This window comes from Sulfuricella sp. (assembly GCA_041651995.1).
Lineage (GTDB): Bacteria > Pseudomonadota > Gammaproteobacteria > Burkholderiales > Sulfuricellaceae > Sulfurimicrobium.
On record JBAZID010000007.1, the window covers coordinates 20,584 to 46,587 of the forward strand.

At 61.6% G+C, this 26,004-nt stretch carries 25 protein-coding genes; 21 read left to right on the forward strand and 4 right to left on the reverse strand.

Going from position 1 to position 26,004, the window contains the following annotated elements; genetic code table 11:
- Positions 1–5: 5 nt before the first annotated feature.
- The 4 genes from WC392_10255 to WC392_10270 form a co-directional block, all read right to left on the reverse strand.
- Positions 6–305: an antibiotic biosynthesis monooxygenase family protein gene (locus WC392_10255; GenBank protein MFA5242739.1), complete on the reverse strand. Its 300-nt coding sequence runs from the start codon at positions 303–305 to the stop codon at positions 6–8.
- A gap of 240 nt (positions 306–545) precedes the next feature.
- Positions 546–929, reverse strand: coding sequence for an endonuclease domain-containing protein (locus tag WC392_10260; GenBank protein MFA5242740.1), 384 nt, complete (start codon positions 927–929; stop codon positions 546–548).
- A 211-nt stretch (positions 930–1,140) separates the two neighbouring features.
- The gene (locus WC392_10265; GenBank protein MFA5242741.1) at positions 1,141–3,021 is read right to left on the reverse strand and encodes a PAS domain S-box protein; all 1,881 of its coding nucleotides are present in this window, start codon (positions 3,019–3,021) and stop codon (positions 1,141–1,143) included.
- Positions 3,014–3,589: a response regulator gene (locus WC392_10270; protein ID MFA5242742.1), complete on the reverse strand. Its 576-nt coding sequence runs from the start codon at positions 3,587–3,589 to the stop codon at positions 3,014–3,016. Before WC392_10270 ends, WC392_10265 begins: the two co-directional genes overlap by 8 nt.
- Positions 3,590–3,842: 253 nt before the next feature.
- Between WC392_10270 and WC392_10275 the strand changes: the two genes are divergently transcribed.
- The 21 genes from WC392_10275 to WC392_10375 all read left to right on the forward strand — a co-directional run bounded on the left by WC392_10275 (position 3,843) and on the right by WC392_10375 (position 25,945).
- Positions 3,843–6,149 (forward strand): PAS domain S-box protein, encoded by a 2,307-nt coding sequence (locus WC392_10275; GenBank protein MFA5242743.1) that lies wholly within the window; start codon positions 3,843–3,845, stop codon positions 6,147–6,149.
- 94 nt (positions 6,150–6,243) lie between these two features.
- On the forward strand, positions 6,244–6,879 hold the full coding sequence (locus WC392_10280; protein ID MFA5242744.1) for a response regulator transcription factor: 636 nt from the start codon (positions 6,244–6,246) through the stop codon (positions 6,877–6,879).
- Positions 6,880–7,063: 184 nt separating this feature from the next.
- Positions 7,064–7,474 (forward strand): response regulator, encoded by a 411-nt coding sequence (locus WC392_10285; protein ID MFA5242745.1) that lies wholly within the window; start codon positions 7,064–7,066, stop codon positions 7,472–7,474.
- Positions 7,475–7,483: 9 nt separating this feature from the next.
- Positions 7,484–8,686, forward strand: coding sequence for a methyl-accepting chemotaxis protein (locus WC392_10290; GenBank protein ID MFA5242746.1), 1,203 nt, complete (start codon positions 7,484–7,486; stop codon positions 8,684–8,686).
- Between the two features lie 12 nt (positions 8,687–8,698).
- Positions 8,699–9,067: a response regulator gene (locus tag WC392_10295; GenBank protein MFA5242747.1), complete on the forward strand. Its 369-nt coding sequence runs from the start codon at positions 8,699–8,701 to the stop codon at positions 9,065–9,067.
- Positions 9,068–9,149: 82 nt separating this feature from the next.
- Positions 9,150–9,461, forward strand: coding sequence for an STAS domain-containing protein (locus WC392_10300; protein MFA5242748.1), 312 nt, complete (start codon positions 9,150–9,152; stop codon positions 9,459–9,461).
- A gap of 85 nt (positions 9,462–9,546) precedes the next feature.
- Positions 9,547–11,763 (forward strand): chemotaxis protein CheA, encoded by a 2,217-nt coding sequence (locus tag WC392_10305; protein MFA5242749.1) that lies wholly within the window; start codon positions 9,547–9,549, stop codon positions 11,761–11,763.
- 89 nt (positions 11,764–11,852) lie between these two features.
- Entirely contained in the window at positions 11,853–14,636 is a 2,784-nt protein-coding gene (locus WC392_10310) for a methyl-accepting chemotaxis protein (protein ID MFA5242750.1), read from the forward strand.
- 175 nt (positions 14,637–14,811) lie between these two features.
- A complete protein-coding gene (locus tag WC392_10315; protein MFA5242751.1) occupies positions 14,812–15,330 on the forward strand; it encodes a chemotaxis protein CheW in 519 nt (172 codons plus the stop codon).
- Between the two features lie 133 nt (positions 15,331–15,463).
- Positions 15,464–16,060, forward strand: a complete 597-nt coding sequence (locus WC392_10320) for a methyl-accepting chemotaxis protein (GenBank protein MFA5242752.1) — start codon at positions 15,464–15,466, stop codon at positions 16,058–16,060.
- A gap of 7 nt (positions 16,061–16,067) precedes the next feature.
- On the forward strand, positions 16,068–16,802 hold the full coding sequence (locus tag WC392_10325; GenBank protein ID MFA5242753.1) for an MBL fold metallo-hydrolase: 735 nt from the start codon (positions 16,068–16,070) through the stop codon (positions 16,800–16,802).
- 141 nt (positions 16,803–16,943) lie between these two features.
- Positions 16,944–17,750 (forward strand): protein-glutamate O-methyltransferase CheR, encoded by an 807-nt coding sequence (locus WC392_10330; GenBank protein MFA5242754.1) that lies wholly within the window; start codon positions 16,944–16,946, stop codon positions 17,748–17,750.
- Positions 17,747–18,259 carry a chemotaxis protein CheD gene (locus tag WC392_10335; protein MFA5242755.1) on the forward strand — a complete coding sequence of 171 codons (513 nt, stop codon included), beginning with the start codon at positions 17,747–17,749 and terminating at the stop codon, positions 18,257–18,259. Before WC392_10330 ends, WC392_10335 begins: the two co-directional genes overlap by 4 nt.
- Entirely contained in the window at positions 18,256–19,326 is a 1,071-nt protein-coding gene (locus WC392_10340; GenBank protein ID MFA5242756.1) for a chemotaxis response regulator protein-glutamate methylesterase, read from the forward strand. The genes WC392_10335 and WC392_10340 overlap by 4 nt, the downstream gene beginning before the upstream one ends.
- A 5-nt stretch (positions 19,327–19,331) precedes the next feature.
- Positions 19,332–20,468, forward strand: a complete 1,137-nt coding sequence (locus WC392_10345; GenBank protein MFA5242757.1) for an FIST N-terminal domain-containing protein — start codon at positions 19,332–19,334, stop codon at positions 20,466–20,468.
- Positions 20,469–20,481: 13 nt separating this feature from the next.
- Positions 20,482–21,945: an ATP-binding protein gene (locus WC392_10350; protein MFA5242758.1), complete on the forward strand. Its 1,464-nt coding sequence runs from the start codon at positions 20,482–20,484 to the stop codon at positions 21,943–21,945.
- 186 nt (positions 21,946–22,131) lie between these two features.
- On the forward strand, positions 22,132–22,965 hold the full coding sequence (gene pabC / locus WC392_10355) for an aminodeoxychorismate lyase (protein MFA5242759.1): 834 nt from the start codon (positions 22,132–22,134) through the stop codon (positions 22,963–22,965).
- Positions 22,958–23,947: an endolytic transglycosylase MltG gene (gene mltG, locus WC392_10360; protein MFA5242760.1), complete on the forward strand. Its 990-nt coding sequence runs from the start codon at positions 22,958–22,960 to the stop codon at positions 23,945–23,947. Before pabC ends, mltG begins: the two co-directional genes overlap by 8 nt.
- A gap of 10 nt (positions 23,948–23,957) precedes the next feature.
- A complete protein-coding gene (gene tmk, locus WC392_10365) occupies positions 23,958–24,563 on the forward strand; it encodes a dTMP kinase (GenBank protein ID MFA5242761.1) in 606 nt (201 codons plus the stop codon).
- A 25-nt stretch (positions 24,564–24,588) separates the two neighbouring features.
- A complete protein-coding gene (holB, locus tag WC392_10370; GenBank protein MFA5242762.1) occupies positions 24,589–25,584 on the forward strand; it encodes a DNA polymerase III subunit delta' in 996 nt (331 codons plus the stop codon).
- Complete coding sequence (locus WC392_10375) at positions 25,577–25,945, forward strand: PilZ domain-containing protein (GenBank protein MFA5242763.1); 369 nt, start codon at positions 25,577–25,579, stop codon at positions 25,943–25,945. Before holB ends, WC392_10375 begins: the two co-directional genes overlap by 8 nt.
- The last annotated feature ends 59 nt before the right edge of the window (positions 25,946–26,004 follow it).

A 26,004-nucleotide genomic window follows, 5' to 3' on the forward strand; every position in this document is an offset into this window, starting at 1 on the left:
CCCGCTCATTCGGCCACGAGTTCGAACAGGCGGATGGCCGTGCTTTTCGGCACCAGTTTCAGCCCCTTGGGGATGCCGGCATGGGAGTCGTGGAAAGCATGGCTGCGGTGCCAGGTTTCAAAGTCGGCGGCGGTCCGCCACCAGGTCAGCAGCCAGAATTCGCGCGGCTGGTCGAGCGGGCTGACCACCTCCATGCGGATGAAGCCCGGCACCTGGTCCACCTGGTGCGGGCGCTGCATGAAAGCTGTCCGTACTTCATCGGCCATGTCGCTGGCCAGGGTGAAATGGCTCGTGGCAAGAATCATTACGGCTGTCCTGAAATTATGCGCTGGAACCACGGGGGCTGGGTGGTCACAGTGAATAGCCACGGGGATGGGGTGGCTGGGTTTTGTGTCAATATATACCATTTTTCGCTGCGGCAAATAGCCGCATGAGAAAATGGGCGGGGTTTTTGGCCCCTCTCCCCAACCCCTCTCCCCAACCCCTCTCCCCAACCCCTCTCCCCAACCCCTCTCCCGCAAGGGGAGAGGGGCTTTATGTGCCGGTCAGGTTTTCACTCCCCTCCCCCCTCGAGGGGGAGGGGCTGGGGGAGAGGGGGGAACTTTCTTCAACTCGGCCATAACTACCTCAAGAACACCCTCGGCATTGTGCAAAATCTCGTTATTCCAGAAGCGCAGCAAGCTGAAGCCCTGTGACTTCAGCCACGCATCGCGTGTCGCATCCGCCGGGGCCCCATTGTGTTGCCCGCCATCGGCCTCGATTACCAGGCGGGCGCCAAAATGGACAAAATCCACCACATAGGGGCCAATCGGTTGCTGCCGTCTGAATTTTTCGCCCGCCAGCCGGTGTGCGCGCAAATGCCGCCACAGCAGGGTTTCTGCCTCGGTCATTTGGTGCCGCAGGGTTTTTGCGAATTGCCGCTGTTCCATTGTTTCCTCTCCTTAACCCCTCTCCCCAACCCCTCTGATGTAACTACTAACCAATCGACTAAGCTGCCAAAAAACGGCAGCAAGTCGCTGGTTATCCCGCAAGGGGAGAGGGGCTTTATGTGCCGGTCAGGTTTTCACTCCCCTCCCCCCTCGCGGGGGAGGGGCTGGGGGAGAGGGGCTATTGAAAATCCATGCGCCTTATTCCTCGTGCTCAACTGCGCTTCAGGACGGGCGGTGTCAGGCACACTTCGGCACTGAAGCGCTCGGCGTCGTGTTCAAGGGCAAATGCCGCGCCATCGGCTTGCAACAGCGCCTTGACCAGTTCCAGGCCGGAGGCGCGGATGGGTTGCGGCAGTTCGCGGGCCGGATTGGTGATGCGGATGACGACCTTGTTTCGCTCTCCCGAGAGTGCGATGTCCACCGGGCCGGTGCTGAATTTTCTGGCGTTCACCAGGAGTTCGTTGAGTGCCAGGGCGAGCGGCACGGATTCGTCGCGGCTGATGACGGGCGGGAAATCCAGTGCATTGCCAATATGGGTGGCATGGCCGGAAGAAATCAGTTCGTCGACTGCGTGGCTGATGGCGGCGACCATTTCCACCAGGCCGATTTCCTCGCCCGCCGCCTTGCCTTGCAGGCCGTGGACCATCGCGACGGTGTTGATCTGGGCAATGGTTTCCTCAAGGATGGCATTGCATGGGCTGCCTTCGTGGCGTTGCCGGCGCAACAGGCCCACCACGCCCTGAAGATGGTTCTTGATGCGGTGATGCACTTCGCGCACCAGGGCTTTTTTCTGGGCGGCATCTTGCGCCTGGCGGAATTCCTCGGCGCGCTTGGCCTGGTCGATATTTTCGACCATCCCCAGGCCGAACAGGGGTTGCCTGTTGCGGCCAAGGATGACCGCGGCGTGAAGCTTTCCCCATACCAGGCTGCCGTCCTTCCTGACATAGCGTTTTTCCGCAACATAATGGGAAATGGCGCCGCTCAATAGTTGCTTCACGTTTTCAACGCTGCTGTCCAGGTCTTCCGGGTAGGTGATATCGGCATTGGTTCTGGTCAGGAGTTCGTCCCTGCTGTAGCCCAGCATTTTGCACAGTGCCGGATTGGCCTCGGAGATGAGGCGGTCCTGACCAACCAGCCCCAGGCCAATCGGGGCGCGTTCAAACAGCTGGCGGTACTTTTCCTCGCTGAAGCGCAGTTTTTCTTCCTGCTCCCGGCGCGTGGTGATGTCCTCCGTCACCGCGCCGATGCGGTAGACGCCGCCTTTTTCGTCGCGGATCGGGAAAGTTCGCGTCCACAGCCAGCGCATCCCGCCATCCTGGCGCAACAGGCGATATTCCTCGTCCATGGCGTGTTCGTCGCGCCACATGCGCTGCATCGCCGCCGTCATCCGCTCGCGGTCGCCGGGGTGAATGCCGGCCAGCAGCATGCGCGGCCTTTTGTACACCAGGGCGCGGGCGCGCCCCCAGATGCTTTCGAACGCCGGGCTGACGTAGAGAAAACGCTCGCTCGCCACTTCGCCGATCCACAGCATGGGTTGCAGGTTTTCCGTGATCTGGCGGAATTGCTCCTCGCTCTGGCGCAGCGCTTCCTCGTTCTGGCGCTGCACGGTCATGTCGCGACCGTTTGCCACGATGAGGGTGCGGCCTTCCGATTCGATGGCGCGCAGGCGTACTTCCACAGGGTACAGCGAGCCATCGCGGCGCTTGTGAAAGGAGTCGATGATGCCGGAACGGTCGGGGCTGGCGATGATTTCGTCGAGGCGCGCGGCGACCATCTCCTTGTTGAAATAGGGCGCGATGTCGTGCGGCCCCATTTGCAGCAGCTCCTCGCGGCTGTAGCCGAGGCGGTCGCAGGCGGTCTGATTGGCGTCGATGAAGCTCAGGCTGGCGCGATCGATCAGGAAGATGGCATCGGCGGAATGGTCCAGCGCGGTACGGAAGCGTTGCAGGGCGGCCTGGTTTTTCCGGTCTTCCTCGCGCAGTTGCCGCAGGGCCTCGTTGCTGGCGGTGAGCTCGGCGGTGCGCGCGGCGACTTGCCGTTCCAGTTCGAGCTGCGCCTCGCGATTGCCGTTCGTGCCGGGGGGTTTAGTCAAGCATCTTTCCGCTGATGATGTCCCCGGCGATCTCGGCGGTCTTGCGCCGCTGGCCGCGCGCGGCGGAGCGCAGTTTTTCGAAGGCATCCTGCTGGCCAATGCCGTGGCGTTCCATCAGGATGCCCATGGCCACGCTGATGTCGCGATTGCTGTTGAGGGCATAAGTCAGACTTTTTTCCATTTCCCTGAGATGGCGGATCTCCGCACCGCGCGTAAGGGCGGCGCGAATGGCGGGCAGGATCTGGGGAACATCAACGGGTTTGACCAGATAGCCCAGCGCCCCGGCTGCCGCTGCGTTGTCCACCGTCTCCCGGTCGTCGTAGGCGGAAAGGAAGATGAATGGCGTGCCCGTGTTTTCCTTGAGCCACTTCGCCACGTCGAGGCCGGACAGGCCGCGCATGCGCATGTCGAGAATGGCCAGGTCGGGCGTGATGTCGCCGCACAGCTCGATGGCGCGCTCGCCGCTGCCGGCCTCGATGACGGTGTAACCCGCCGTGCGCAACCCTTCCGCGAGGGAGAACAGGATCACGCGGTCGTCGTCGGCAATCAGGAGCGTTTCGGTCGGCATGTTTGACCTGCAACAAAAAGAATGGAGCATTTAATCATGTAAGGGAATCTCTGAACAAGTGGTCATTGCGAGGAACGAAGTGACGAAGCAATCTCGCAACTCTTTGAAAAACAAGATTGCTTCGCTTCGCTCGCAATGACCCCGCACACTTGATTCGACCTTCCCAAGGTACCGGGATGAAAAGCGCTTGCCCGGGATTGTGGGCTTCGGTTAAGGTTAATGGCATTAGCCAAGCGTCTTCGGACCCATCCAGATGAACCCGGATCATCCACTAGAACCAGAACATCATTGCAGGAGCGGCGCCCCCGCCGCGATTCGCGGCGGGGGCGCCGCTCCTGCGGGTAGCCGGGGAGATCACGTTGCCGCTGGCGATCTGCTGCTGTCGCTCTCGGAACAGCGGCGCGCGGTCGACAACGCGGTGATCGTGGTCGAGTCGGATATCAGCGGCGTCATCAGCTACGTCAACGACAAATTCTGTGAAATCAGCGGTTACCGCCGCGAGGATGTGATCGGGCGCGATCATCGTTTCCTCAATTCCGGCTACCATCCGCGCACCTTCTTCGATGACCTGTGGGCCACCCTGCGGCGCGGCGAGCCCTGGCAGGGCGAGATTTGCAACCGCAGCAAAAGCGGGAGCATGTTCTGGTTGCTGACCACCATCACGCCCGTGCTCGGCAGCGATGGCAAGCCGCTCAAGTTCATTTCGGTGCGGGTCGATATCACGGCGCGCAAACTGGCCGAGAACGTGCTGGTGCAGCAGGCGCAAATCATCGACCAGACCCACGACGCGATATTTTCGACCGATCTCGACGGCACGCTGGTGAGCTGGAACCGGGGGGCCGCGAAATTGTTCGGCTATTCCGCGCACGAGGCCCTCGGGCAGCCGGTGCGCTTCATCGCGCAGCGGGGCGCCGAGGGGGATTTCCAGGTCAAGGTTTTCCTTGCGCTGTTGCGCTCAGGCAGCGGGACAGTGGAAATTCCGCTGCAAAAAAAATCGGGGGAAATCTTTGCCGCGCATTTTTCCCTGACCCTGCTCCGCGATGGGGCCGGCCAGGAAATCGGCGTGGCCGGCTATGCGCTCGACATCACGGAGCGCAAGGCGGCCGAATGCGCCATGCGCGCCAGCGAGAAAAAATACCGCTCGCTGGTGGAATCCATGCACGACTGGGTCTGGGAAATAAACGAGGATGGGGTCTATACCTATGCCAGCCCCAGGGTGCGCGAGATACTGGGCTATGAACCCGGCGAAGTGCTGGGCAAAACGCCGTTCGACCTGATGCAGCCGGAGGAGGCGGAGAGGCTGGGCGCGCATGTTTCCGCCATCATCGCCGCGCGCAAACCCATTCATCTGCTGGAAAACATCAATCTGCGCCGCGACGGAACGCCCGTCGTGCTGGAAACCAGCGCCACGCCCATTATCGATGAGCATGGCAAGTTCCGGGGCTATCAGGGGATAGACCGGGATATCACCGAACGCAAGCACTTCGAGGCCGCAGTGCAGGACAGCCAGGTGCGCCTGGCCAAGGCGCAGCAACTGGCGCGGCTCGGCAGCTGGGAATGGGATGTTGCGAGCGGCCGCATTCTCTGCTCGGATGAAATCTACCGCATTTTTGAGATAGATCCCGCTGTCGAGGTGACATTCGACCTGTTCATGGAGTACGTGCATCCCGATGATCGCGAACTGGTGGATAAGTCCGTGGTGGCGGCGCTGGCCGGAGAAATGCTCTACAGCGTGGATTTCCGCATTGTCACCGGCACGGGGCAGGAGATGATCGTCCACAGCGAGGGCGAGGTCGAATTCGATGCCGGGGGCAGGGGCGTGCGCATGTTCGGCATGCTGCAGGACATCACCGAGCGCAAGCAGATCGAGCAGGAAATCCGCGATTCGCGCGAATACCTGCGCGAACTCTCCAGCCATCTCCAGACCGTGCGCGAAGAGGAGAAAGCCGGCATTGCGCGGGAAATCCATGACGAACTGGGCGGCAACCTCACGGCGCTGAAAATGGATATTTACTGGCTTGAGCGCAAGCTGCCGCTGGAGCTGGAAGCCGTGCGGGAGAGGGTGCTTGCCATGTCCGACGTGGTGGATGCATCGGTCCATGCCATGCGCCGCATCGTGACCGAGCTGCGCCCGACGGTGCTGGACGATCTCGGCCTGCTGGCGGCGATGCAGTGGCAGGCCTCCGAATTTTCCAAGCGCTACAACATCCAGTGCAAGGTGTCGATGCATGGGGAGGAAATCGCGTTGCCGGAAGAGCTGCGCATCGCCCTGTTCCGCATTTTCCAGGAAGCGCTCACCAATGTGGCGCGCTACTCCAAGGCCAGCCAGGTGCTGGTCGACATGTGGCGCGAGCAGGACAAGATCGCCCTCGAAGTTTTCGACAACGGTATCGGCATCCCGGAAGGCGCAATCATGCAACCCACGTCTCACGGTCTTCGCGGCATGGTGGAACGGGCGCGCTCCCTGGGCGGGGCGGTGGAAATCGGCAGCGCGCTGGGCGAAGGGGTCGCGATCAGCGTGCGCATTCCGCTCCCCATAGCGGCGGAGGAAAAAGCATGATCCTGGAAAAAGCAGTTAACCACGGAGCACACGGAGGGCACGGAGAAAGGCAATCCATAGCTTTACTCCGTGGTTTCAAAACAAGGTTTTCAGCATGATCCGGGTGCTGATCGCCGACGACCACGCCATTGTGCGCCATGGGCTGAAGCAGATTCTGGCCGATTCGGGCTGCATGACGGTGGTGGCAGAGGCGGAAAACGGCATGGATGCGGTGCAGAAGGCGCGCGCGCTGAACGGCGCCGTCGACGTGGCCCTGCTGGATATCTCCATGCCCGGCAAGAGCGGCATCGATGCCCTGAAAATGATCCGGGACGAAATACCCGGGCTGCCGGTACTGATCCTCAGCATGTATCCCGAGGAGCAGTACGCGGTGCGCCTGATCCGCGCCGGCGCGGCGGGCTACATGACCAAGGAAAGCGCGCCGCAGGTGCTGGTGGAGGCCATTCTCAGGGTCGCCTCGGGCAAGAAATACATCAGCCCCAGCGTGGCCGAGATGCTTGCCGAGGAGGTCGGCGGCGGCAACAATGCCTCCCTGCATGCCAGCCTCTCCGACCGGGAATACCAGATCCTGATCCAGCTCGCCTCGGGCAAAACCGTGTCCGGCATCGCCGAGGAAATGAATCTCTCGGTCAAGACCATCAGCACCTACCGCAGCCGCATCCTGGGCAAGATGCGCCTGAAAAACAACGCCGAACTGACCCACTACGTCATTAATCATCAGCTGGTGTAGGAGGCCCGCCCCCGGGCCGATAGCATCGCTCCGCCTCCCGCTTGTAGGTGTTTGTCCTACAAGCCCCGCTTCTGTCTCCTACCCGATTATCCGCGTTCGCCCGATATTCTCCCTCTTTGTTTCGCCGCATCATTAACCCGTCACAAAAGTCCTGAAAAATTCTTCATGAATGGTGGAGGGCAGAATGATCAGCGTGTTTATTGCAGATGGATCGGACAGTGTGCGCGAAGCCTTGTGCGAGGCGATCGCCGAACTTGATGGCGTCCGGCTGGCCGGCCTGGCTGGCGATGCCACCTGTGCCCTTGAGGGTTATCTTGAGCAGGCTGCGGTGAGACTGACGCCGCAGGTGGTGATCCTCGACGTTCAGCTGGCCAACGGCTCAGGGCTCGGGGTGCTGCAATTCATCAAACATCACTTTCCCGCCACCAAGGTCATCATGCTGTGCGATTGCGCTTCGACCATGTACCGGGAGCGCTGCATCGTCGCCGGTACGGATTATTTCTTCGACAAGGCCACCGAGTTTCCCAGGGTGCGTGAAGTCTTGCGCGACCTGGCATGTCTTGATGATTCCCCCAACTTTGGCATTGCAGCCTGAAAGAAGCTCATGGATAACAGAGAAATTGAAGGGTTGGGAATGATCTGGGCAGCGCCGCTGCTGACCGGCGCGGCGGGCGCTGCGGCGCTGCTGGGTGGTGGCGCCATGAGCGCAACCGCTATGGCAGGCGTGGCGGTCTTGCTGGGGCTGGGCGGCGGGCTGGGCTGGTGGAGCAGCAGCCGGGCCCGCGCGGCCGTTGCGGCCCATGTGGACACCTCCTGCCTTGCGGTGGAGCAGGCGCAGCAGGAAGACGCTGCCCGCCAGCAGGTGGAAGGACTTGAACAAGTGTGTGCCGGGGTGCTGCCGATCCTGGCAAAACAGGTGGAAACCGCGCGCAGCCAGTCCGAGGAAGCGATCACGAATCTTGTCGGGCGTTTTTCCGGCATCGTGAGTAATCTGGAAGCGGCGGTGTCGGCTTCGCGTTCGGCGGCCGACGAGGAAGGCGGCGGGGCGGTCGAGGTGCTGCACCACAGTGAGCGCGAACTGGCGACGGTGGTCAAGTATCTCAAATCCGCCCTGGTCAGCCGCAGCGAGATGCTCACCGCGGTGCGCGGCCTGACCGGCTACAACGAGGAACTGAAAAGCATGGCCGCCGGGGTCGCGGCGATCGCCGCCCAGACCAATCTGCTGGCGCTCAACGCGGCTATCGAGGCAGCCCGTGCGGGCGAGGCCGGGCGCGGCTTCGCGGTGGTGGCTGACGAGGTGCGCAAGCTCTCCAGCCTGTCGTCCGAAACCGGCCAGCGCATGGCGGACAAGGTCGAAATCATCAATGCCGCGATCCAGTCCGTTTCCAGCGCGGCGGAAAGCTCCGCCGCGCACGACCAGGAAGCGGTGAGCTCGTCGGAGCGGTCCATCGAGGAAGTGTTGTCGCGCTTCAACAGCCTGGTCTCGCAACTCGCCCAGTCCGCCGAGGTGCTGCGCGCGGAAAGCGCCGGTATTCACACGGAAATCGCCAATACGCTGGTGGCGCTCCAGTTTCAGGACCGCGTGAGCCAGATTCTGGTGCACGTGCGTTCCAATCTCGATGAACTCCATCAGGAACTGGGCCGTTACCAGCAGGACCGTGACGGGCATGGCCGGGCGCAGCCGATGAACATTGCGAGCTGGCTGACGGAGATGGAAAAAACCTATACCACCAGCGAGCAGCGCTCCATCCATCAGGGCGGCAAGAGCAATGCAGCGGCGGAAGCAGCGGAAATCACCTTTTTCTAGCAGGAGAACAACATGGCCAAGACAATCTTAATCGTCGATGACTCCGCCTCGCTGCGGCAGGTGGTCAGCATCGCGCTGCGCGGCGCGGGATACGAGGTGATCGAGGCGTGCGATGGCAAGGATGGCCTGACCAAGCTCAACGGCCAGAAGATTCACCTCATCATCAGCGACGTCAACATGCCCAACATGGACGGCTTCACCTTCGTCAAGAACGTCAAGCTGCAACCCAGTTACAAGTTCACCCCGATCATCATGCTCACCACCGAGGCGGGCGAGGACAAGAAGGCCAATGGCCAGGCGGCGGGCGCCAAGGCGTGGATGGTAAAGCCGTTCCAGCCGGCGCAGATGCTGGCGGCGGTATCGAAGCTGATCATGCCGTGAAAGCGGTGAGGGGTGAGGAGTGAGGGGTGAGGGGTGAGGAGTTTTCCGCTCACTGCTCACCGTTCACCAACAAGGAGGTATCGTGATTTCACATCAAGTCGAAAACGGCGTTTACCGCGTCAAGGTGGAAGGCGAGATGACCATCTATCAGGCGCTGGAACTCAAGCAGGGGCTGATGCAGTGTTTGCATGACTGCGCCGAGATGGAAGTCAGCCTGGCCGGCGTGAGCGAAATGGACACGGCCGGTTTCCAGCTGCTGGTGCTGGCCAAGCGCGAGGCGGCGCGGCTGGGCCACCCGTTGCGCCTGGTTGAACACAGCCCGGCCACGCTGGAAGTGATGGATTTGTTCAACATGGCGGGCTATTTCGGCGACCCGGTGGTGATGCCGCAATGAGCTATTTCACTTGTAGGAGCGGCGCCCTCGCCGCGATATCGGCCCGGGGCGGGCCTCCTACATTTGCGTGGGAAAGGAAAATTGCATGAACATGGACCAAGCGCTGCAAACCTTCCTCGTTGAAGCCCGCGAGCTGTTGCAGGCAATGGAGGAGGCGCTGCTCAACCTGGAATCCGAACCGGATGACAAGGAGGCGATTGGCGCCGTTTTCCGCGCTGCGCATACCATCAAGGGTTCGGCCGGGCTGTTCGGGCTGGATCCGATTGTCGCCTTTACCCATGTGGCCGAGAACGTGCTCGACAAGGTGCGCAATGGCGAGATCGCGGTCGACAGCGACCTGATCGCGCTGCTGCTTTCTTCCGGAGATCATATCGGCGACCTGGTGGAACAGGTGGCGGCGCAGGGGGGAGAGCCCGATGCGGCGGCACTTGCCAATGGCGAAAATCTTCTTGGAAAACTGCGCGCCTACCTCAGTGTCGCGCCGGAAAGCGCGCCCGTGGCGCGGAAGAGCGTGGCGCCGCAGCCCCATGCAGAAGTGCATTCCAGCGGTGGCGGCCTGGTGGGGAGCGATACCTGGCACATTTCGCTGCGCTTTGGCCAGGACGTGCTGAAGAACGGCATGGACCCGCTGTCCTTTATCCGCTATCTCGCCACCCTGGGTGAAATCGTCAGCGTGGTCACGCTGCCCGATGCCATGCCCGCGGCGGACGAAATGGACCCGGAATGCAGCTACCTCGGCTTCGAGCTGGATTTCAGGAGCGATGCCGACAAGGCCGCCATCGAGGGCGTATTCGAATTCGTGCGCGACGACTGCAGTCTGCGTATTCTGCCGCCGCACAGCCGCGTCGAGGAATATATTCAGCTTATCAACGAACTGCCCGAGGACAAGATCCGGCTCGGTGACCTGCTGGTGAAAAGCGGGGCGCTCACCCAGAAGGAGATGGATGAATGCCTGTTCCTGCAAAGCCTGCTGGCTACCTCAGCGGAAAGCGAAGGCCAGCCGGAAACCGTTCCTGCGCTTGGAGAAATACTGATCGAGCAAGGCCGGGTGCAGCCGGAACTGGTGGATGCCGCGCTGAACAAGCAGAAGCAGGCGCGCGACAACAAGGCGCAGGAAAGCCGTTACATCCGCGTCCACGCCGACAAGCTCGACGAACTCATCAACCTGGTGGGCGAACTGGTCATCGCCAGCGCATCGGCGGGCCTGCTGGCGCAGCGCTCGCGCGACATGCAGCTGCACGAGGCAACTTCCACCATGTCGCGGCTGGTGGAGGAAATCCGCGATGGCGCGCTGCAACTGCGCATGGTGCAGATCGGCGAGACCTTCAACCGCTTCCATCGCGTGGTGCGCGACGTGAGCAAGGACCTGGGCAAGGACATCGGCTTGGTGATCAGCGGCGGCGAAACCGAGCTGGACAAGTCGGTGGTGGAAAAAATCGGCGATCCGCTCATGCACCTGGTGCGCAACAGCATGGATCATGGCATCGAGTCCGCCCAGCTGCGCCAGCAGCGCGGCAAGCCGGCCAAGGGCACAGTGCGGCTCAATGCCTATCATGAATCGGGCAGCATCGTGATCGAGGTCGGCGACGACGGCGGCGGGCTGAACCGCGACAAGCTGCTGGCCAAGGGCATCGAGCGCGGCCTGGTGAGCGCGAACCAGAACCTCACCGACCAGGAAGTGTACGGCCTGATCTTCGAGGCCGGATTTTCCACTGCCGAGGCGGTGACCAGCATTTCCGGGCGCGGCGTTGGCATGGACGTGGTGCGGCGCAACATCGAGGCGCTGCGCGGCCTGATCGAGATCGACAGCGCGCAGGGCGTTGGCACCACCATCCGCATCCGTCTGCCGCTGACCCTGGCGATCATTGACGGCTTCCTCATGGGTGTGGGCGGCTCTTCGTTCGTGGTGCCGCTCGATCTGGTGACGGAATGCATCGAACTGTCCGAGGCGGAGCGGCGCGAAACGCGCGAGAGCAATTACATCAACCTGCGCGGCACGGTGCTGCCCTTCCTGCGGCTGCGGCAACTGTTCGAGATACAGGGCAAGGCGGGGCGCTACGAAAATATCGTGGTGGTGCAGTACGGCGGGCAAAAGGCAGGACTGGTGGTGGACGAGTTGCTGGGCGAGTTCCAGACCGTGATCAAGCCGCTGGGGAAAATTTTCAGCCATCTGCGCGGCATCAGCGGATCGACCATCCTGGGCAGCGGCGAAGTGGCGCTGATCCTGGATGTGCCGGCGCTGGTGCAGGAAGTGGCGGGCAGCGCGCAAGGCGGGCAAAAACGCATCCCGGCTTCGGCGTGATATCGGGGAAATAGTAGGTCGGGCTTCAGCCCGAAATGTCGGGTTAAAACCCGACCTACGGTCCAGGTTAATAACAAGGGGAAAGACCAATGAGAACCAACATGCCGGTAACCAGCGTGGAACGCGAATTCAGGGACGGCGAGACCATCGTCTCCAAAACCGATCTCAAGGGCATCATTACCTATGTGAACCCTTATTTTTGCGAGATGAGCGGTTACAGCGAGCAGGAGTCGATCGGCCAGCCGCACAACTATATCCGCCACCCCGACATGCCGCCGGAAGCCTTTGCCGACCTGTGGACGACGCTCAAGGCCGGCAAGCCCTGGACCGGCATGGTCAAGAACCGCTGCAAGAACGGCGACTATTACTGGGTCGAGGCCAACGCCACGCCGATTCTCGAAAATGGCCAGGTGGCGGGTTACATGTCGGTGCGCAGCAAACCCAGCCGCGCGCAGGTCGAGGCGGCGGATGCCGCCTACCGGCTGTTCCGCGAAGGCCGTGCCGGCAAGCTGCAGATCAGGGAGGGGAAAGCGGTACGCTCCGGCTTCCTCGATAAGTTGAATGTTTTTAAAAATATTTCCGTCAAGGCGCGGCTGATCTTCCTGGCCGCTTTCCTCAGCCTGGGCATGATTGCGGTCGGCAGCTATGGCATGTTCGGCATCAGCCGGGCCAACGACAGCATGCTGAGCATCTATCAGGGCCGCACCGTTCCACTGGGGCAGATCACCGAAATCCAGCGCATGCTGCTGCAGAACCGCCTGCGTATCGCGGTTTCCCTGGTGACGCCCACGCCGGATGAGATCAGGAAGAATACCGAGGTGATCGAAAAAAATATCGGGGAAATCAGTGCCATATGGAAAGCGTACTCCGATACCCAGCTTGCCCCTGATGAGAAAAAACTGGCCGATAAATTTGCCGAGGACAGGGCCAAATTCGTCAAGGAAGGCCTGAAACCCGCCATTGCCGCCCTGCGCGCCAACAATATCAAGGAAGCCAACAGGCTGGCGGTGGAAAACGTCCGCCCGCTGTACCAGCCGGTCGGTGAAGACATCGAGGCCATGAAGAAACTGTATCTTGAGTCCGGCAAGCATGACTATGAACGGGCGCAAGCCAACTACACTGCGCAGCGCAACCAGATCATCGCGGCTATCGCCATCGCCGCGCTGCTGGCCGCTTTCATCGCGTTCCTGGTGATCCGCGCCGTTACCCGGCCGCTGGCCGCGACGATCGGCTTTTTCGAGCAGATCTCCCAGGGCAATTACAGCAACCGCATCGAAGTAAAGAATGAGGATGAAATCGGCAAGGTCCTGAACGCCCTGCGATCCATGCAGATCAAGATGGGCTTCGAGGTAAACGATGCGAAGCGGCGTGCCGACGAATCCCTGCGCATCACCAACGCGCTCGACAATGCTTCCACCGGCATCATGATCGCAGACAACGACCTCAACATCATTTACATCAACAAGGCGGTGCAGGACATGCTGAAAAACGCCGAGTCCGACATCAGGAAAGACCTGCCGGATTTCAGCGCCGACAAGCTGCAGGGCGCCAATATCGACGTGTTCCACAAGAATCCGGCGCACCAGCGCCAGTTGCTGAAAACCTTCACCACCACCTACAAGGCGACCATCAATATCGGCGGGCGCACTTTCCGCCTTGCCGCCAACCCCGTTTTCAATGCGGCGGGGCAACGCCTGGGCGCTTCGGTGGAGTGGATCGATGCGACCGAGGAAGTGAAGGTGGAGGAAGAAGTGAAGCGCATCGTGGATGCGGCGGTGTCCGGCGATCTTTCGCAGCGCATCGTCATGGAAGGCAAGGAAGGCTTCATGAAGTCGCTGGGCGAGGGCATCAACAACCTGACCGAGGTGTCCGAGGATGTCATCAATGAAAGCATCCGGGTGATCGAGCTGGTGTCCCAGGGCGACCTGACCCAGACCATAGACCGCGAGTATTACGGCAGCTTCAAGCAGCTCAAGGACGCCACCAACGATACGGTGAAAAAACTCTCCAGCACCATCGACGAGGTGCGCAGCGCGGCGGATTCGCTCACCGGCGCCTCCGAGCAGATCAGCGCCACGGCGCAGTCGCTTTCCCAGGCGACCAGCGAACAGGCGGCCAGCGTGGAACAGACCAGCGCCTCGATCGAGCAGATGAGCGCCTCCATCAGCCAGAACACCGAGAATGCCAAGGTGACCGACGGCATGGCCGCCAAGGCGGCCAAGGAAGCCAGCGAGGGCGGCGTGGCGGTGAAGGAAACGGTGGGCGCGATGAAGCAGATCGCCGGGAAGATCGGCATCATCGACGACATCGCCTACCAGACCAACCTGCTGGCCCTGAACGCGGCCATCGAGGCCGCACGGGCCGGTGAGCATGGCAAGGGTTTCGCGGTGGTGGCGGCGGAAGTGCGCAAGCTGGCCGAGCGCAGCCAGGTGGCGGCGCAGGAAATCGGCGAGCTGGCGGGCGACAGCGTGATGCAGGCGGAAACGGCCGGAAAATTGCTGGACGAAATGGTGCCCTCGATCAACAAAACTTCCGACCTGGTGCAGGAAATCACCGCGGCTTCGGAGGAGCAGTCCGCCGGGGTCGGGCAGATCAACACGGCCATGAACCAGATGAACCAGATTACCCAGCAGAACGCCTCGGCTTCCGAGGAACTGGCGGCGACGGCGGAGGAAATGAGCGGCCAGGCGGAACAGTTGCAGGAGCTGATGGCGTTTTTCAAGCTGGCGGGCGGCGCTGCGGTGCCGGAAAGAAAAGCACCCATAAGGAAAACCGCAAAAACAGGCGAGGCCCGGGCTCCGGCGCATTGGGAAGGTCAGGCAGCAACGCCTGCTGCCGTGTCTCTCGATGAACTCGAGTTCGTCAAATTCTAGGAGAGCGTCATGAGTGCAATCGTCATTGTCGTAGGTCGGGCTTCAGCCCGACATTTCGGGCTGTGCCCGTTAAGGGTATCCCCGCCGGGAATGGATGCTTCGCATCTCGTTCCGGCGAGAAAGCCCGACCTACAGTTCCTTAAAATTCGCTAGGGGCGGGATTATGGGCGCACTGATGCAAGCGGATCAGCAGGTCGCGGTTTCCGCCGTGGAGCAGGACCAGAACCAGTACCTGACCTTCATGCTGGGCGGGGAAATGTTCGCCATCCCGATTCTCAATATCAAGGAAATCATCGAGTACGGCCATCTCACCACGGTGCCGATGATGCCGGAATTCATCCGCGGGGTGATCAACCTGCGCGGCAGCGTGGTGCCGGTGATCGGCCTGTCGGCCCGCTTCGGCAGGGAAAGCACGGAAATCACCCGCCGCACCTGCATCGTGATCATCGAAATCGAGTCCGAGGGCGAGCTTCAGGATATCGGGGTGGTGGTGGATACGGTCAACGAGGTGCTCGAGATCCCCGCCCAGGAGGTCGAGCCGGCGCCTTCCTTCGGCGCGGTGATCCGTACCGATTTCATCCAGGGCATGGGGAAAATCAATGGCAAGTTCGTGATTATCCTGAACGTGAACCACGTCCTGTCGATTGACGAAATGACCATGCTGAGCCAGATCGGTGGCGCAGGAGAAGCGTAGGAGCGCCGCCCCCGGCGCGAAGGCGGGGGAAATCGGAAAATCAATGAGTTGTAGGTCGGGTTTTAACCCGACATTTCGGGCTGAAGCCCGACCTACGCCCAAATGGGTTATCTGGGTTTAACAGGAGCAGGACATGAAGGATATCGTGAGCGAGGCGGCGGCTGATCTGCACCGCGTGGTCAGGATCAACGAGGAAATCAAGAAAGTGGTGCGGATTTCCTCCGAAGTGAACCTGGTGGCCCTGAACGCCATGCTGACCGCCAAGCGCTCGGGGGAAAAATCGCGCGGCTTCGGCGTGGTGTCGTCTGAATTGCGCGTTTTCAGCGGCAAGCTGGAGCATTTCATGACCGATCTCGAAGCGCCGATTTTCGAATTGCTCAAGGGCGTTGCCCAGCGGCTGAAACAGGCGCGGGTGCAACGCCATTTCGCCCTGGCCATGCTCGGCGGTGACAGCGCAAAGCGCCTGCTGACGCCGGTCGTGGCGCGCAAGGGGGCGGAGCTGGCAGCTGGCGGAGAAATGGTGAAGCGGGACTGGAAGCGGCTCTCCATGCTGCTCAACCGGGCGCTGCAATTGTGCGAAATGGGCGGCGCGCTGTCGCGCAGCGCCAAGATCGAGGCGGTTTATGGCGGGGACATGACGGCATCGCTCAAGCAGGTGTCGAACCAGATCGAGCAGACGGTGGAAAGCATTCTGACCATCATCAAGGCGCTCAGAAGCGAGATGTGTTGAGGAAAAAATGAAAAAATTCACTTATATCTACGAAGATGGTGGCCACAAGTGGGCGGCGATTTCGCGCGACCCGCAAAAGCCGGATTTCCTGGTCGACACCAACGAATACCTGGTGATCAACGGCAATCAGGCGATTCTGACCGACCCGGGCGGGATGGAAGTCTTTTCAGCGGTGTTTTCGGCTATTAGCACCGAATTCGACCCGCAGAATATCCGCCACATCTTCGCCTCGCACCAGGACCCGGATGTGATTTCCTCGCTCGGCCTGTGGCTGGATTTCAATCCGGAGCTGAAGTGTTACCTGAGCTGGCTGTGGGCAGGTTTCATCCCGCATTTCGGCGGCAACGCCAGCACCTTCGTCCAGCTTCCCGACGAGGGGATGGCCCTGACGCTGAACGGACTGAGCCTGGAAGCGCTTCCGGCCCATTACCTGCATTCCTCGGGCAATTTTCATCTCTACGATCCGAAGGCCAGAATCCTCTTCAGCGGCGACGTGGGCGCGGCCCTGCTGCCGCCCGGCGAGGATGGCCTGTTGGTCGAGAATTTCAGCAAGCATATCCGCCATGCGGAAGGGTTCCACCGCCGCTGGATGGGCTCGAACGAGGCCAAGCAGAAATGGTGCCGCCGCGTGGACAGCATGGAGATCGACATGCTGTGCCCGCAACATGGCGCCATCTATCAGGGGCAGGACGTGAAGCGTTTCATCAACTGGCTGAGCGACCTGGACGTGGGTTTGAAATAGGCATGTAGGGCAAAACACAGCGTGCCCAACCTTGTCATTGCGAGCGTAGCGAAGCAATCTTGATTTGCTGAATGCAACGACAAAAATTAGATTGCTTCGCTACGCTCGCAATGACAGCAAGGCGAATTTTGGAGAAGAATAATGGAAGCAGTTCCGATTTCCGACCAGGAGTTCAGCCAGTTTCAGCGGCTGATTCACCAGCTTGCCGGAATCAGTTTGTCCCCGGCCAAGAAGGCGCTGGTGTGCGGGCGCCTGGGAAAACGCCTGGCCCAGCACCATCTGCACAGTTATGGCGAATATTTCAAGCTGCTGACCGACCGGCATCACCAGGATGAACTGCAGATGGCGGTGGATCTGCTTACCACCAATGAAACCTATTTTTTCCGCGAAACCAAGCATTTCGATTTTTTGCGCCAGCAGGTTGCTGCCGCCCATAAGCCGGGCAAGCTTTTCCGGGTGTGGAGCGCGGCCTGCTCCAGCGGCGAGGAGCCTTACAGCATCGCCATGGTTCTGGCCGATCTGCTGGGCGACGGCCAGTGGGAAGTGGTGGCTTCCGACATCAGCACGCGGGTGCTGGAAAAGGCGCGCAAGGGGCATTATCCGCTGGAGCGGACCAGCGGTATTTCACACGAGCATCTGTCGCGTTACTGCCTGAAGGGTGTCGGTTCGCAGGCAGGCACCCTGCTGGTGGAGAAAACCTTGCGCAGCCGGGTGACTTTCACGCAGCTCAATCTGAGCAAGCCACTGCCGTCACTGGGCGAATTCGACCTGATTTTTCTGCGCAACGTGATGATCTATTTCGACATGGAAACCAAGCGCCAGGTGGTGCAGCGCATGCTGCCGCTGCTCAGGGCGGGAGGCCATTTCCTGGTCGGCCATTCGGAAAGCCTGAACGGCGTGGTGGATACGCTCCAGGCCATCGCCCCGGCGATTTACCGCAAGCCATGACGAACGCCAGGCTAAAAGAGCTTGCCCCCGCCGAAATTCACCTCAATCCGGGAGATTTTTATTTTGGCGACGGGAATGTGCGCCTCCATACCCTGTTGGGTTCATGCGTGGCGATCACGCTGTGGCACCCGGTATTTCGTTTTGGCGGCATGTGTCATTTCATGCTGCCAAAGCGTAGCCGGCGGGAAGGCGAGCCGCTGAACGGGCGTTACGGCGACGAGGCGATGCAACTGTTTCTGAAGGAGATTGCACGCTTCAATACGCGGCCGGGCGAATACCAGGCCAAGATTTTTGGCGGCGGCAACATGTTCCATGCCATGAAGGGAGGCAAAACCCCCGAAGTTGCCGGGCGCAACATCACGCTGGCGCGTGCGGCGCTGCATGCCGACGGCTTTGAGCTATGCGCCGAGGACGTGGGCGGCAACGGGCATCGCCGCATTATTTTCAATCTGAACGATGGCAGCGTATGGGTGCGCCACGAGAAAAAACAGGTGGTGAACGCGGCATGAAAAAAATCAAGGTGTTGATCGTGGACGATTCCGCCGTGGTGCGCCAGGTGGTGCAGGCCATTCTCGAACGCGAGCCGGATGTCGAAGTGATCGGCGCGGCTTCCGACCCGATCTTCGCCATCGAGCGCATGAACAAACAGTGGCCCGACGTGATCGTGCTCGACATCGAAATGCCGCGCATGGACGGCATTACCTTCCTGAAAAAAATCATGGCCGAGCATCCCACGCCGGTGGTGATCTGCTCCACCCTGGCAGAGAAAGGCGCGGCGACCACCATGCAGGCGCTCGAAGCCGGGGCGGTGGAGATCATCACCAAGCCGCAGATCGGCCTCAAGCGTTTCCTCGAAGACTCGTCCCACGAACTGGTGACGGCGGTGCGCGCGGCGGCGCAGGCCAACGTCCGGCATATCCGGACAACGGCGCCAATCGTGGCGCTCAAGGCGGCGCCCAAGCTCAATGCCGACGCCATCCTGGCCGCGCCCGGCAGCCATGCCATGGCGCAGACCACCGAACGCATCGTTGCCATCGGCACTTCCACCGGCGGCACCCAGGCGCTGGAGGCGATACTCACCGCGCTGCCGCGCGTCTGCCCCGGCATCGTCATCGTGCAGCATATGCCGGAGAAATTCACCGCCTCCTTTGCCGCGCGCCTCAACGAGCTCTCCCAGCTGGAAGTACGCGAGGCGCAGCATAACGACCGCGTGATCCCCGGCCGCGCCCTGATCGCGCCCGGCGGCAAGCACATGCTGCTGAAGCGCAACGGCGCCTATTATCACGTCGAGGTGGTGGACGGGCCGGTAGTCAACCGCCACCGCCCCTCGGTCGATGTATTGTTCCGCTCGGTGGCGAAATTCGCCGGCAAGAACGCCACCGGCATCATCATGACCGGCATGGGCGACGACGGCGCCCGGGGCCTGAAGGAAATGCACGATGCCGGCGCGCCGACCATCGCCCAGGACGAGGAGACCTGCGTGGTATTCGGCATGCCCAAGGAAGCCATCAAGCTGGGCGGGGTGGACCGGGTGATGGGCTTGCAGGATATTCCAAAGGCGATTCTGACGGGGTAATCAGGATGAAAATTGAGCAGCGTTACTGGACGGAAAACGAGGGCTGGCGGCAGGAGGGAGCGGGCCGTGTGGGTGAGGCAGCACAGTGGGTGCTGGTGTTCGGCGCGCCTGATTGCCTGGCGCGCAGGGAACAGCTGGATGCAATCCGGGCCGCTTTCCCGCATGCGCTGATTACCGGCTGCTCCACGGCGGGCGAGATTTGCGGCACGCGGGTCAGGGATGATTCGCTGGCGGTGACGGCTGTGCAGTTCGAGGATACGCGGCTGGAGCTGGTGGTGACGGTGCTGGATGAAAGCGGCAGCTACGGCGCCGGGAAAACGCTGGCCAATTCGCTCGATGGCGCGGGACTGCGCCATGTGCTGGTTCTGTCCGATGGCTTGCAGGTCAACGGCAGTGAGCTGGTGAAGGGCTTGCGCGACCATTTGCCCGCGGGTGTTGCGGCAACCGGCGGGCTGGCCGGGGATGGCAGCCGTTTCCAGAATACCCTGGTGTGGGCGGACGGCGAGCCCGCGCCGGGCCGGATCGCCGCGCTGGGTTTTTATGGCGAACGCATCCGGGTGGGCTATGGTTCGCTCGGCGGCTGGGACTCCTTTGGCCCGGAGCGCCTGATCACCCGTTCCAGCGGCAATGTGTTGTACGAACTCGACGGCCAGTCGGCGCTGGCACTGTACAAGTCCTATCTGGGCGAACATGCCGCCGGGCTGCCCTCGACGGCGTTGCTTTTCCCCCTCGCGCTGCGCCTGGACGGCGGGGGGTACAGCGTGGTGCGCACGGTACTGGCGGTAAACGAGGCGGACAATAGCATGACCTTTGCCGGTGACTTGCCGGAAGGCGCCCATGCCCGGCTGATGAAAGCCAATTTCGACCGCCTGATCGATGGCGCGAGCGAGGCCGCGCAGGCGGGTTATGCAACGCTGGGCAGCACTTCGCCCGAGCTGGCCGTGCTGATCAGCTGCGTGGGGCGCAAGCTGGTGCTCAGGCAGCGCATCGAGGAAGAAGTCGAAGGCGTGCGCGAGGTACTGGGCGCGCGCACGGCGCTGACCGGCTTCTATTCCTATGGCGAGATCTGCCCGCACGATGCGATCACCCATTGCGAACTGCACAACCAGACCATGACGATTACCACTTTTTCTGAAAATTAACGGACCCTGATCCATGCACCGTCTGCTCGAACGCCAGATCAAGCGCCTGCTGGGCGACAACCCCGCGCTGCCGCCCGGCTGGGATTCGTTCCTGGCCGCGGTGGACGATGCCTATGCCTGCGCGGATGCGGACCGCGCCATGATCGAGCACTCGCTGGAGCTGATGTCGCAGGAGCTGACCGGGCGCAATGCCGAATTGCGCGAGCAACTGGCCGAGCGGCAGCGTGCCGAGGCGCAGCTCGAACAACTCCTGTCGCTGCTGGGCACCACCCTGGAATCGACGGCGGACGGCATTCTGGCGCTCGACCGCGAAGCCAGGGTCATGCGTTTCAACCAGCGTTTCACCGATATGTGGGCGATACCGGACGAGGTTCTCGCCTTCTGGAGCCATGCTTCCCTGATGCAGCACATGCTGGGGCAGATTCGCGAGCCGGAGGTGTTCGTGGAGAAACTCGGTTACCTCTGCCTGCACCCCGAGGCGGAGTGCCATGACACTTTCGAATGCATCGATGGCAGAGTCATCGAGCGCTATTCCCTGCCGCAGCCGCTGGGGACGGATAATGTGGGCCGGGTGCTGAGTTTCCGCGATATCACCGCGATCAGATTGGCTGAAGATGCGCTACAGCGCGAAAAGGAAGAGCAGAACGCGCTGATCAGGAAGCTGGAGCAGGCCCACAACCAGTTGCTGCAATCGGAAAAAATGGCGTCCATCGGCCAGCTCGCCGCCGGTGTGGCGCACGAGATCAACAACCCCATCGGCTACGTCAATTCCAACCTGAGCAGCCTGGGGGAATATGTGGAGAAAATGTTCAGGGTGGCGGATGCCTACGAGCGCGCCGAATCCCTGCTGACGGGCCAGCCCGTGCTGGAGGAAATCCGCGCGCTGAAACAGGAAACGGATTGGGAATATCTCCGCGATGACGTCCGCGACCTGTTGCGGGAATCCGGCGAGGGCATCGTGCGGGTGAAAGGCATTGTGCAGGACCTCAAGGACTTCTCCCACGTCGATCAGGCTGAGTGGCAATGGGTCGACCTGCACAAGGGCATCGACAGCACGCTCAACGTGGTCAACAACGAAATCAAGTACAACGCCGAGGTGGTCAGGGCGTATGGCGACCTTCCCCAGGTGGAATGCCTCGCCTCGCAGCTCAACCAGGTGTTCATGAACATGCTGGTCAACGCTTCCCATGCCATCAGCGGGGGCGAGTTCGGGCGCATCACGATCCGCACCGGGGTGAAGGACGAAATGGTGTGGGTCGAGTTTGCCGATACCGGCAAGGGCATCTCACCCGAGAACCTGACGCGCATCTTCGATCCCTTTTTCACCACCAAGCCGGTGGGCAAGGGCACCGGGCTGGGGCTGTCGCTTTCCTACGGCATCATCCAAAAACACCACGGCAAGATCGAGGTGGAAAGCGAAGCCGGCAAGGGTACGACGTTCAGGATCTGGATCCCGGTGCGCCAGTCAGCGGATTGATGCCTTCACCTATGGAGCCTCAATTCAGGCCACAGAGAACACAGAGATAAACCCAGATGCGTGTTCGTGCAGGAGCGGCGCCCTCGCCGCGAATCCGGCCGCAAATCGCGGCGAGGGCGCCGCTCCTACAGAACAATCCCTAACAGATTTTTTAGTTGAAACGCGTTTGATTCACATGCGGGTAGAATGTCACTTTTTCATGACCGCATGGATTTCATGACGCTGATCGATGGCATCCCCTCGCATGCCGTTTCCACCAACGACCGTGGCCTGCTTTACGGCGACGGCGTGTTCCGCACCCTGAAAAGGGCAGCGGGCGTTACCCATTGCTGGACCCGGCAATATGCCAAACTGGCGGCGGATTGCGCGGCGCTTAATTTGCGTTGCCCCGATGCGGCGCTGCTGGCAGCCGAGTTGGCGCAACTGCCTGCGGACTGCGTGGCCAAGATCATCGTCACGCGCGGACCGGGCACCCGGGGCTATGCCGTGGCGGCGGATGCCATGCCGACCCGTATCGTGACGGCCAGCGCCCTGCCGGATTATCCCGAGAGTCATTACACCAGCGGGGTGAAGGTTTGCTTGTGCAGCCTGCGCCTGGCTTCCCAGCCCCGTCTGGCGGGAATCAAACACCTCAACCGGCTGGAAAACGTGCTGGCGCGCATGGAATGGACGGATGCGGCGATTGCGGAAGGGCTGCTGCTGGACGAAGCGGGCAACGTGATCGAAGGCACCATGAGCAATCTGTTCGCCTTGCGCGATGGCGTGCTGCATACTCCGGATCTCTCCCGCTGCGGCGTGGCGGGCGTGCAGCGCGAGCGTATTCTGGCCTTTGCGGCAGAGCTGGGTCTGAAGACCCGGGTCGCTCCGCTTGCGCTGGATGAATTGCTGGCGGCGGACGAGGTGATGCTGTGCAACAGCGTGATCGGCCTGTGGCCGGTGCGGGAATTCAACGGACGGGTGTGGAATGGCGGCGCTGTCGGCGCCCGCCTGAGAGCCTTGCTGGAAGGGCGGGATGATTAAAAAATTGCTTCGGCTCCTGGTGCTGGCGCTACTGCTGACCGCAGGGTGGACGATCTATTTTGTCGCCACGCCGCTGCAGTTGCCGGAAACGCCCTACGGCTTCACCCTCAAGCATGGCAGCACCCTGCGCGGCGTGGCACGCCAGCTGGTGGACGCCAATGTGCTGAAGGAGCCGTGGAGCTTCACCGTGCTGGTGCGCGTGCTGGGCAAGGCGAGGGAGCTCAAGGCGGGCAATTATTATCTGGAAAAGAATCCCACCCCCTTGCAGCTGTCCCGCATGATTACCCGGGGTGACGTGAGCCAGAGCGAGATCGCCCTGATCGAAGGCTGGAGTTTCAAACGCATGCGGCAGGCGCTGGACGAGCACCAGGCGATCCGTCACGACTCGGCACCATTGAGCGAGCGGGAAATTCTGAAGCAGATCGGCGCCCGGGAAACCCTGGCGGAAGGGCTGTTTTTCCCCGATACCTACTATTTCAGCAGCGGCATGAGCGATCTGGATATTCTCCGGCGCGCCTACCAGGCGATGCAGAAGCGCCTGGAAGCCGCGTGGGCGGAACGCGACCCGCTGCTGCCCTACCATACGCCTTATGAAGTCCTGATAATGGCTTCCATCGTCGAGAAGGAAACGGGGCAGGCGAGCGAGCGGCCGATGATCGCCGGGGTGTTCGTCAACCGCCTGCGCATCAATATGCGCCTGCAGACCGATCCCACCGTGATCTACGGCCTGGGCGAGAGTTTCGACGGCAACCTGCGCCGCGCGGACCTGCTGGCGGACACGCCGTATAATACCTATACCCGCTACGGCCTGCCGCCGGGTCCGATTGCCATGCCGGGCTGGGGGGCGCTACAGGCCGCGGTGCAACCGGCGGCCACCAGGGCGTTGTATTTTGTCGGCAAGGGCGACGGCACGCACAAGTTTTCCAGCAATCTGGCTGAGCACAATCTGGCGGTGGCACGCTATCAGCTGAATCGTAAATAAGGGGCGCAAAATCAAAGGCAAATTCATTACCCTGGAAGGGATAGACGGGGCCGGCAAGAGCACCCATCTCGCCTGGCTGGCAGACACCCTGACGCAGCGCGGGCAGGAAGTGGTGGTGACGCGCGAGCCGGGCGGCACCCCGCTGGGCGAGACCCTGCGCGGCCTGCTGCTCAACCATGCCATGCATCTGGAAACCGAGGCGCTGCTGATGTTCGCCGCGCGGCGCGAGCATCTGGCGCAGGTCATCGTGCCGGCGCTGGAGGCAGGGAAGTGGGTGATTTCGGACCGTTTCACCGATGCCAGTTTCGCCTACCAGGGCGGCGGGCGCGGCATTGACGAAGCGCGCCTGCGCATCCTGGAAGACTGGGTGCAGCAGGACCTGCAACCAGATCTGACCCTGCTTTTCGACGTGCCGCTCGAAGTGGCGCGCCAGCGCCTCTCCGCCAGCGCCACGCTGGACCGTTTCGAGCAGGAAAAACAGGATTTCTTCCAGCGCGTGCGGCAGGCCTACCTTGCCCGCGCAGCAGAGTTCCCGGCGCGCATCCGCGTCATCGATTCGACCCGGACGGTGCCGCAAATCCGCGCGGAACTGGAAACCCTGCTGGCGGGACTTTAGAACCGTGGCGATTTTTCCCTGGCAAATGGAGATCTGGCGCCAGCTCAATTCAATGCGCCAGAATCTGCCCCATGCCCTGCTGTTCCAGGGGCGCAAGGGGGTGGGCAAGCTCGAATTTGCGCGCGCGCTGGCACAGGGTTTGCTGTGCGAAACGCCGCAACCTTCCGGCGAGGGGTGCGGAAAATGCCTCGCCTGCGGCTGGTTTTCCCAAGGGAATCACCCGGATTTCCGCAGCGTGGAACCCGAGGCGCTGACCGAAAGCGAAGATGACAAGCCAGTCAAGGGCAAGAAACCCAGCCATGAAATCAAGATCGAGCAGATCCGGGAACTGGCCGGCCTGGTCAGTCTCAGCACGCATCGCAACGGCATGCGCGTGATCCTGATTCATCCGGCGGAAGCCATGAACAGCAATGCAGCCAATGCCTTGCTGAAAACCCTGGAAGAGCCGCCGCCGCAGACCCTGATCATGCTCGTGACGCACCAGGCGCAATTCCTCCTGCCCACGGTGCGCAGCCGCTGCCTCAAGCTGGCCTTTCCCGTGCCTTCGCTGGAGCAGTCGATGGACTGGCTGCGCCGGCAGGGCGTGGCGGACCCGGCGCCATTGCTGGCGCAGGCGGGCTATGCGCCGCTGGCGGCGCAGGAACTGTCCGGGGACGAAGTGAAGGAGCTGCGCCAGGATTTCCTCTCCCAGCTGGCCCGGCCCCAGTCGCTTGACCCCATCGCGCTGGCGGAGAAAAACGAGAAAGCGGAGCTGGCCAATATCCTGAAGTGGCTGCAGCAATGGCTCTATGACCTGATTGGCTGTCGCCTCTGCGGATTGATCCGTTACCAGCCGGATTTTGCCGCGGAAGTCCGGGCGCTGGCGCCGCGCATCGAGCTACATGCCGCCCTCGCATTCCAGAAGGAATTGCTGGCGGCACAAAAATTTGTGCTTCATCCCCTGAATACGCAGTTGTTTCTCGAGCAATTATTGTTATCCTATATGCAGTTAACGAACCCGATTGAGTCCGAACATGGCTGAAGCCGATAGCAAAGCCCCCATTTCCCGTCCCGGGGTGCTGTCACTGAGCATCAAGGAAAAGCCCGCGCTGTACGCGGCCTACATGCCTTTTCTCAAGGGCGGCGGTATTTTCATTCCCACCACCAAGGCTTATCGTCTGGGCGACGAAGTCTTTATGCTGCTGACCCTGATGGACGATCCCAACAAGCTGCCGGTGGCCGGCAAGGTGGCGTGGATTACCCCGGCCGAAGCGCAGGGCAACAAGTCCCAGGGCATCGGCGTGCAGTTTTCCGACAACGAAAGCGGCATCGCCGCGCGCAACAAGATCGAGGGCCTGCTGGGCGGCAACCTCAAGTCCACCCGGCCGACTCATACTATGTAACAGGTGAGGCGTAAGGGGTGAGGGGTGAGGCGGCCCGTTTTTTCTCACCCCTCACCCCT

What these genes read in the sequence shown, in the direction of transcription:
- holB (MFA5242762.1), top strand. Translation starts at nt 24,589, where the DNA reads ATGGAGATCTGGCGCCAGCTCAATTCAATGCGCCAGAATCTGCCCCAT.
- WC392_10260 (MFA5242740.1), bottom strand. Translation starts at nt 929, where the DNA reads ATGGAACAGCGGCAATTCGCAAAAACCCTGCGGCACCAAATGACCGAG.
- WC392_10310 (MFA5242750.1), top strand. Translation starts at nt 11,853, where the DNA reads ATGAGAACCAACATGCCGGTAACCAGCGTGGAACGCGAATTCAGGGAC.
- WC392_10270 (MFA5242742.1), bottom strand. Translation starts at nt 3,589, where the DNA reads ATGCCGACCGAAACGCTCCTGATTGCCGACGACGACCGCGTGATCCTG.
- WC392_10285 (MFA5242745.1), top strand. Translation starts at nt 7,064, where the DNA reads ATGATCAGCGTGTTTATTGCAGATGGATCGGACAGTGTGCGCGAAGCC.
- mltG (MFA5242760.1), top strand. Translation starts at nt 22,958, where the DNA reads ATGATTAAAAAATTGCTTCGGCTCCTGGTGCTGGCGCTACTGCTGACC.
- pabC (MFA5242759.1), top strand. Translation starts at nt 22,132, where the DNA reads ATGTCACTTTTTCATGACCGCATGGATTTCATGACGCTGATCGATGGC.
- WC392_10315 (MFA5242751.1), top strand. Translation starts at nt 14,812, where the DNA reads ATGCAAGCGGATCAGCAGGTCGCGGTTTCCGCCGTGGAGCAGGACCAG.
- WC392_10255 (MFA5242739.1), bottom strand. Translation starts at nt 305, where the DNA reads ATGATTCTTGCCACGAGCCATTTCACCCTGGCCAGCGACATGGCCGAT.
- WC392_10325 (MFA5242753.1), top strand. Translation starts at nt 16,068, where the DNA reads ATGAAAAAATTCACTTATATCTACGAAGATGGTGGCCACAAGTGGGCG.
- WC392_10350 (MFA5242758.1), top strand. Translation starts at nt 20,482, where the DNA reads ATGCACCGTCTGCTCGAACGCCAGATCAAGCGCCTGCTGGGCGACAAC.
- WC392_10305 (MFA5242749.1), top strand. Translation starts at nt 9,547, where the DNA reads ATGAACATGGACCAAGCGCTGCAAACCTTCCTCGTTGAAGCCCGCGAG.
- WC392_10290 (MFA5242746.1), top strand. Translation starts at nt 7,484, where the DNA reads ATGGATAACAGAGAAATTGAAGGGTTGGGAATGATCTGGGCAGCGCCG.
- WC392_10335 (MFA5242755.1), top strand. Translation starts at nt 17,747, where the DNA reads ATGACGAACGCCAGGCTAAAAGAGCTTGCCCCCGCCGAAATTCACCTC.
- WC392_10320 (MFA5242752.1), top strand. Translation starts at nt 15,464, where the DNA reads ATGAAGGATATCGTGAGCGAGGCGGCGGCTGATCTGCACCGCGTGGTC.
- WC392_10330 (MFA5242754.1), top strand. Translation starts at nt 16,944, where the DNA reads ATGGAAGCAGTTCCGATTTCCGACCAGGAGTTCAGCCAGTTTCAGCGG.
- WC392_10375 (MFA5242763.1), top strand. Translation starts at nt 25,577, where the DNA reads ATGGCTGAAGCCGATAGCAAAGCCCCCATTTCCCGTCCCGGGGTGCTG.
- WC392_10275 (MFA5242743.1), top strand. Translation starts at nt 3,843, where the DNA reads ATGAACCCGGATCATCCACTAGAACCAGAACATCATTGCAGGAGCGGC.
- WC392_10280 (MFA5242744.1), top strand. Translation starts at nt 6,244, where the DNA reads ATGATCCGGGTGCTGATCGCCGACGACCACGCCATTGTGCGCCATGGG.
- WC392_10340 (MFA5242756.1), top strand. Translation starts at nt 18,256, where the DNA reads ATGAAAAAAATCAAGGTGTTGATCGTGGACGATTCCGCCGTGGTGCGC.
- WC392_10345 (MFA5242757.1), top strand. Translation starts at nt 19,332, where the DNA reads ATGAAAATTGAGCAGCGTTACTGGACGGAAAACGAGGGCTGGCGGCAG.
- WC392_10295 (MFA5242747.1), top strand. Translation starts at nt 8,699, where the DNA reads ATGGCCAAGACAATCTTAATCGTCGATGACTCCGCCTCGCTGCGGCAG.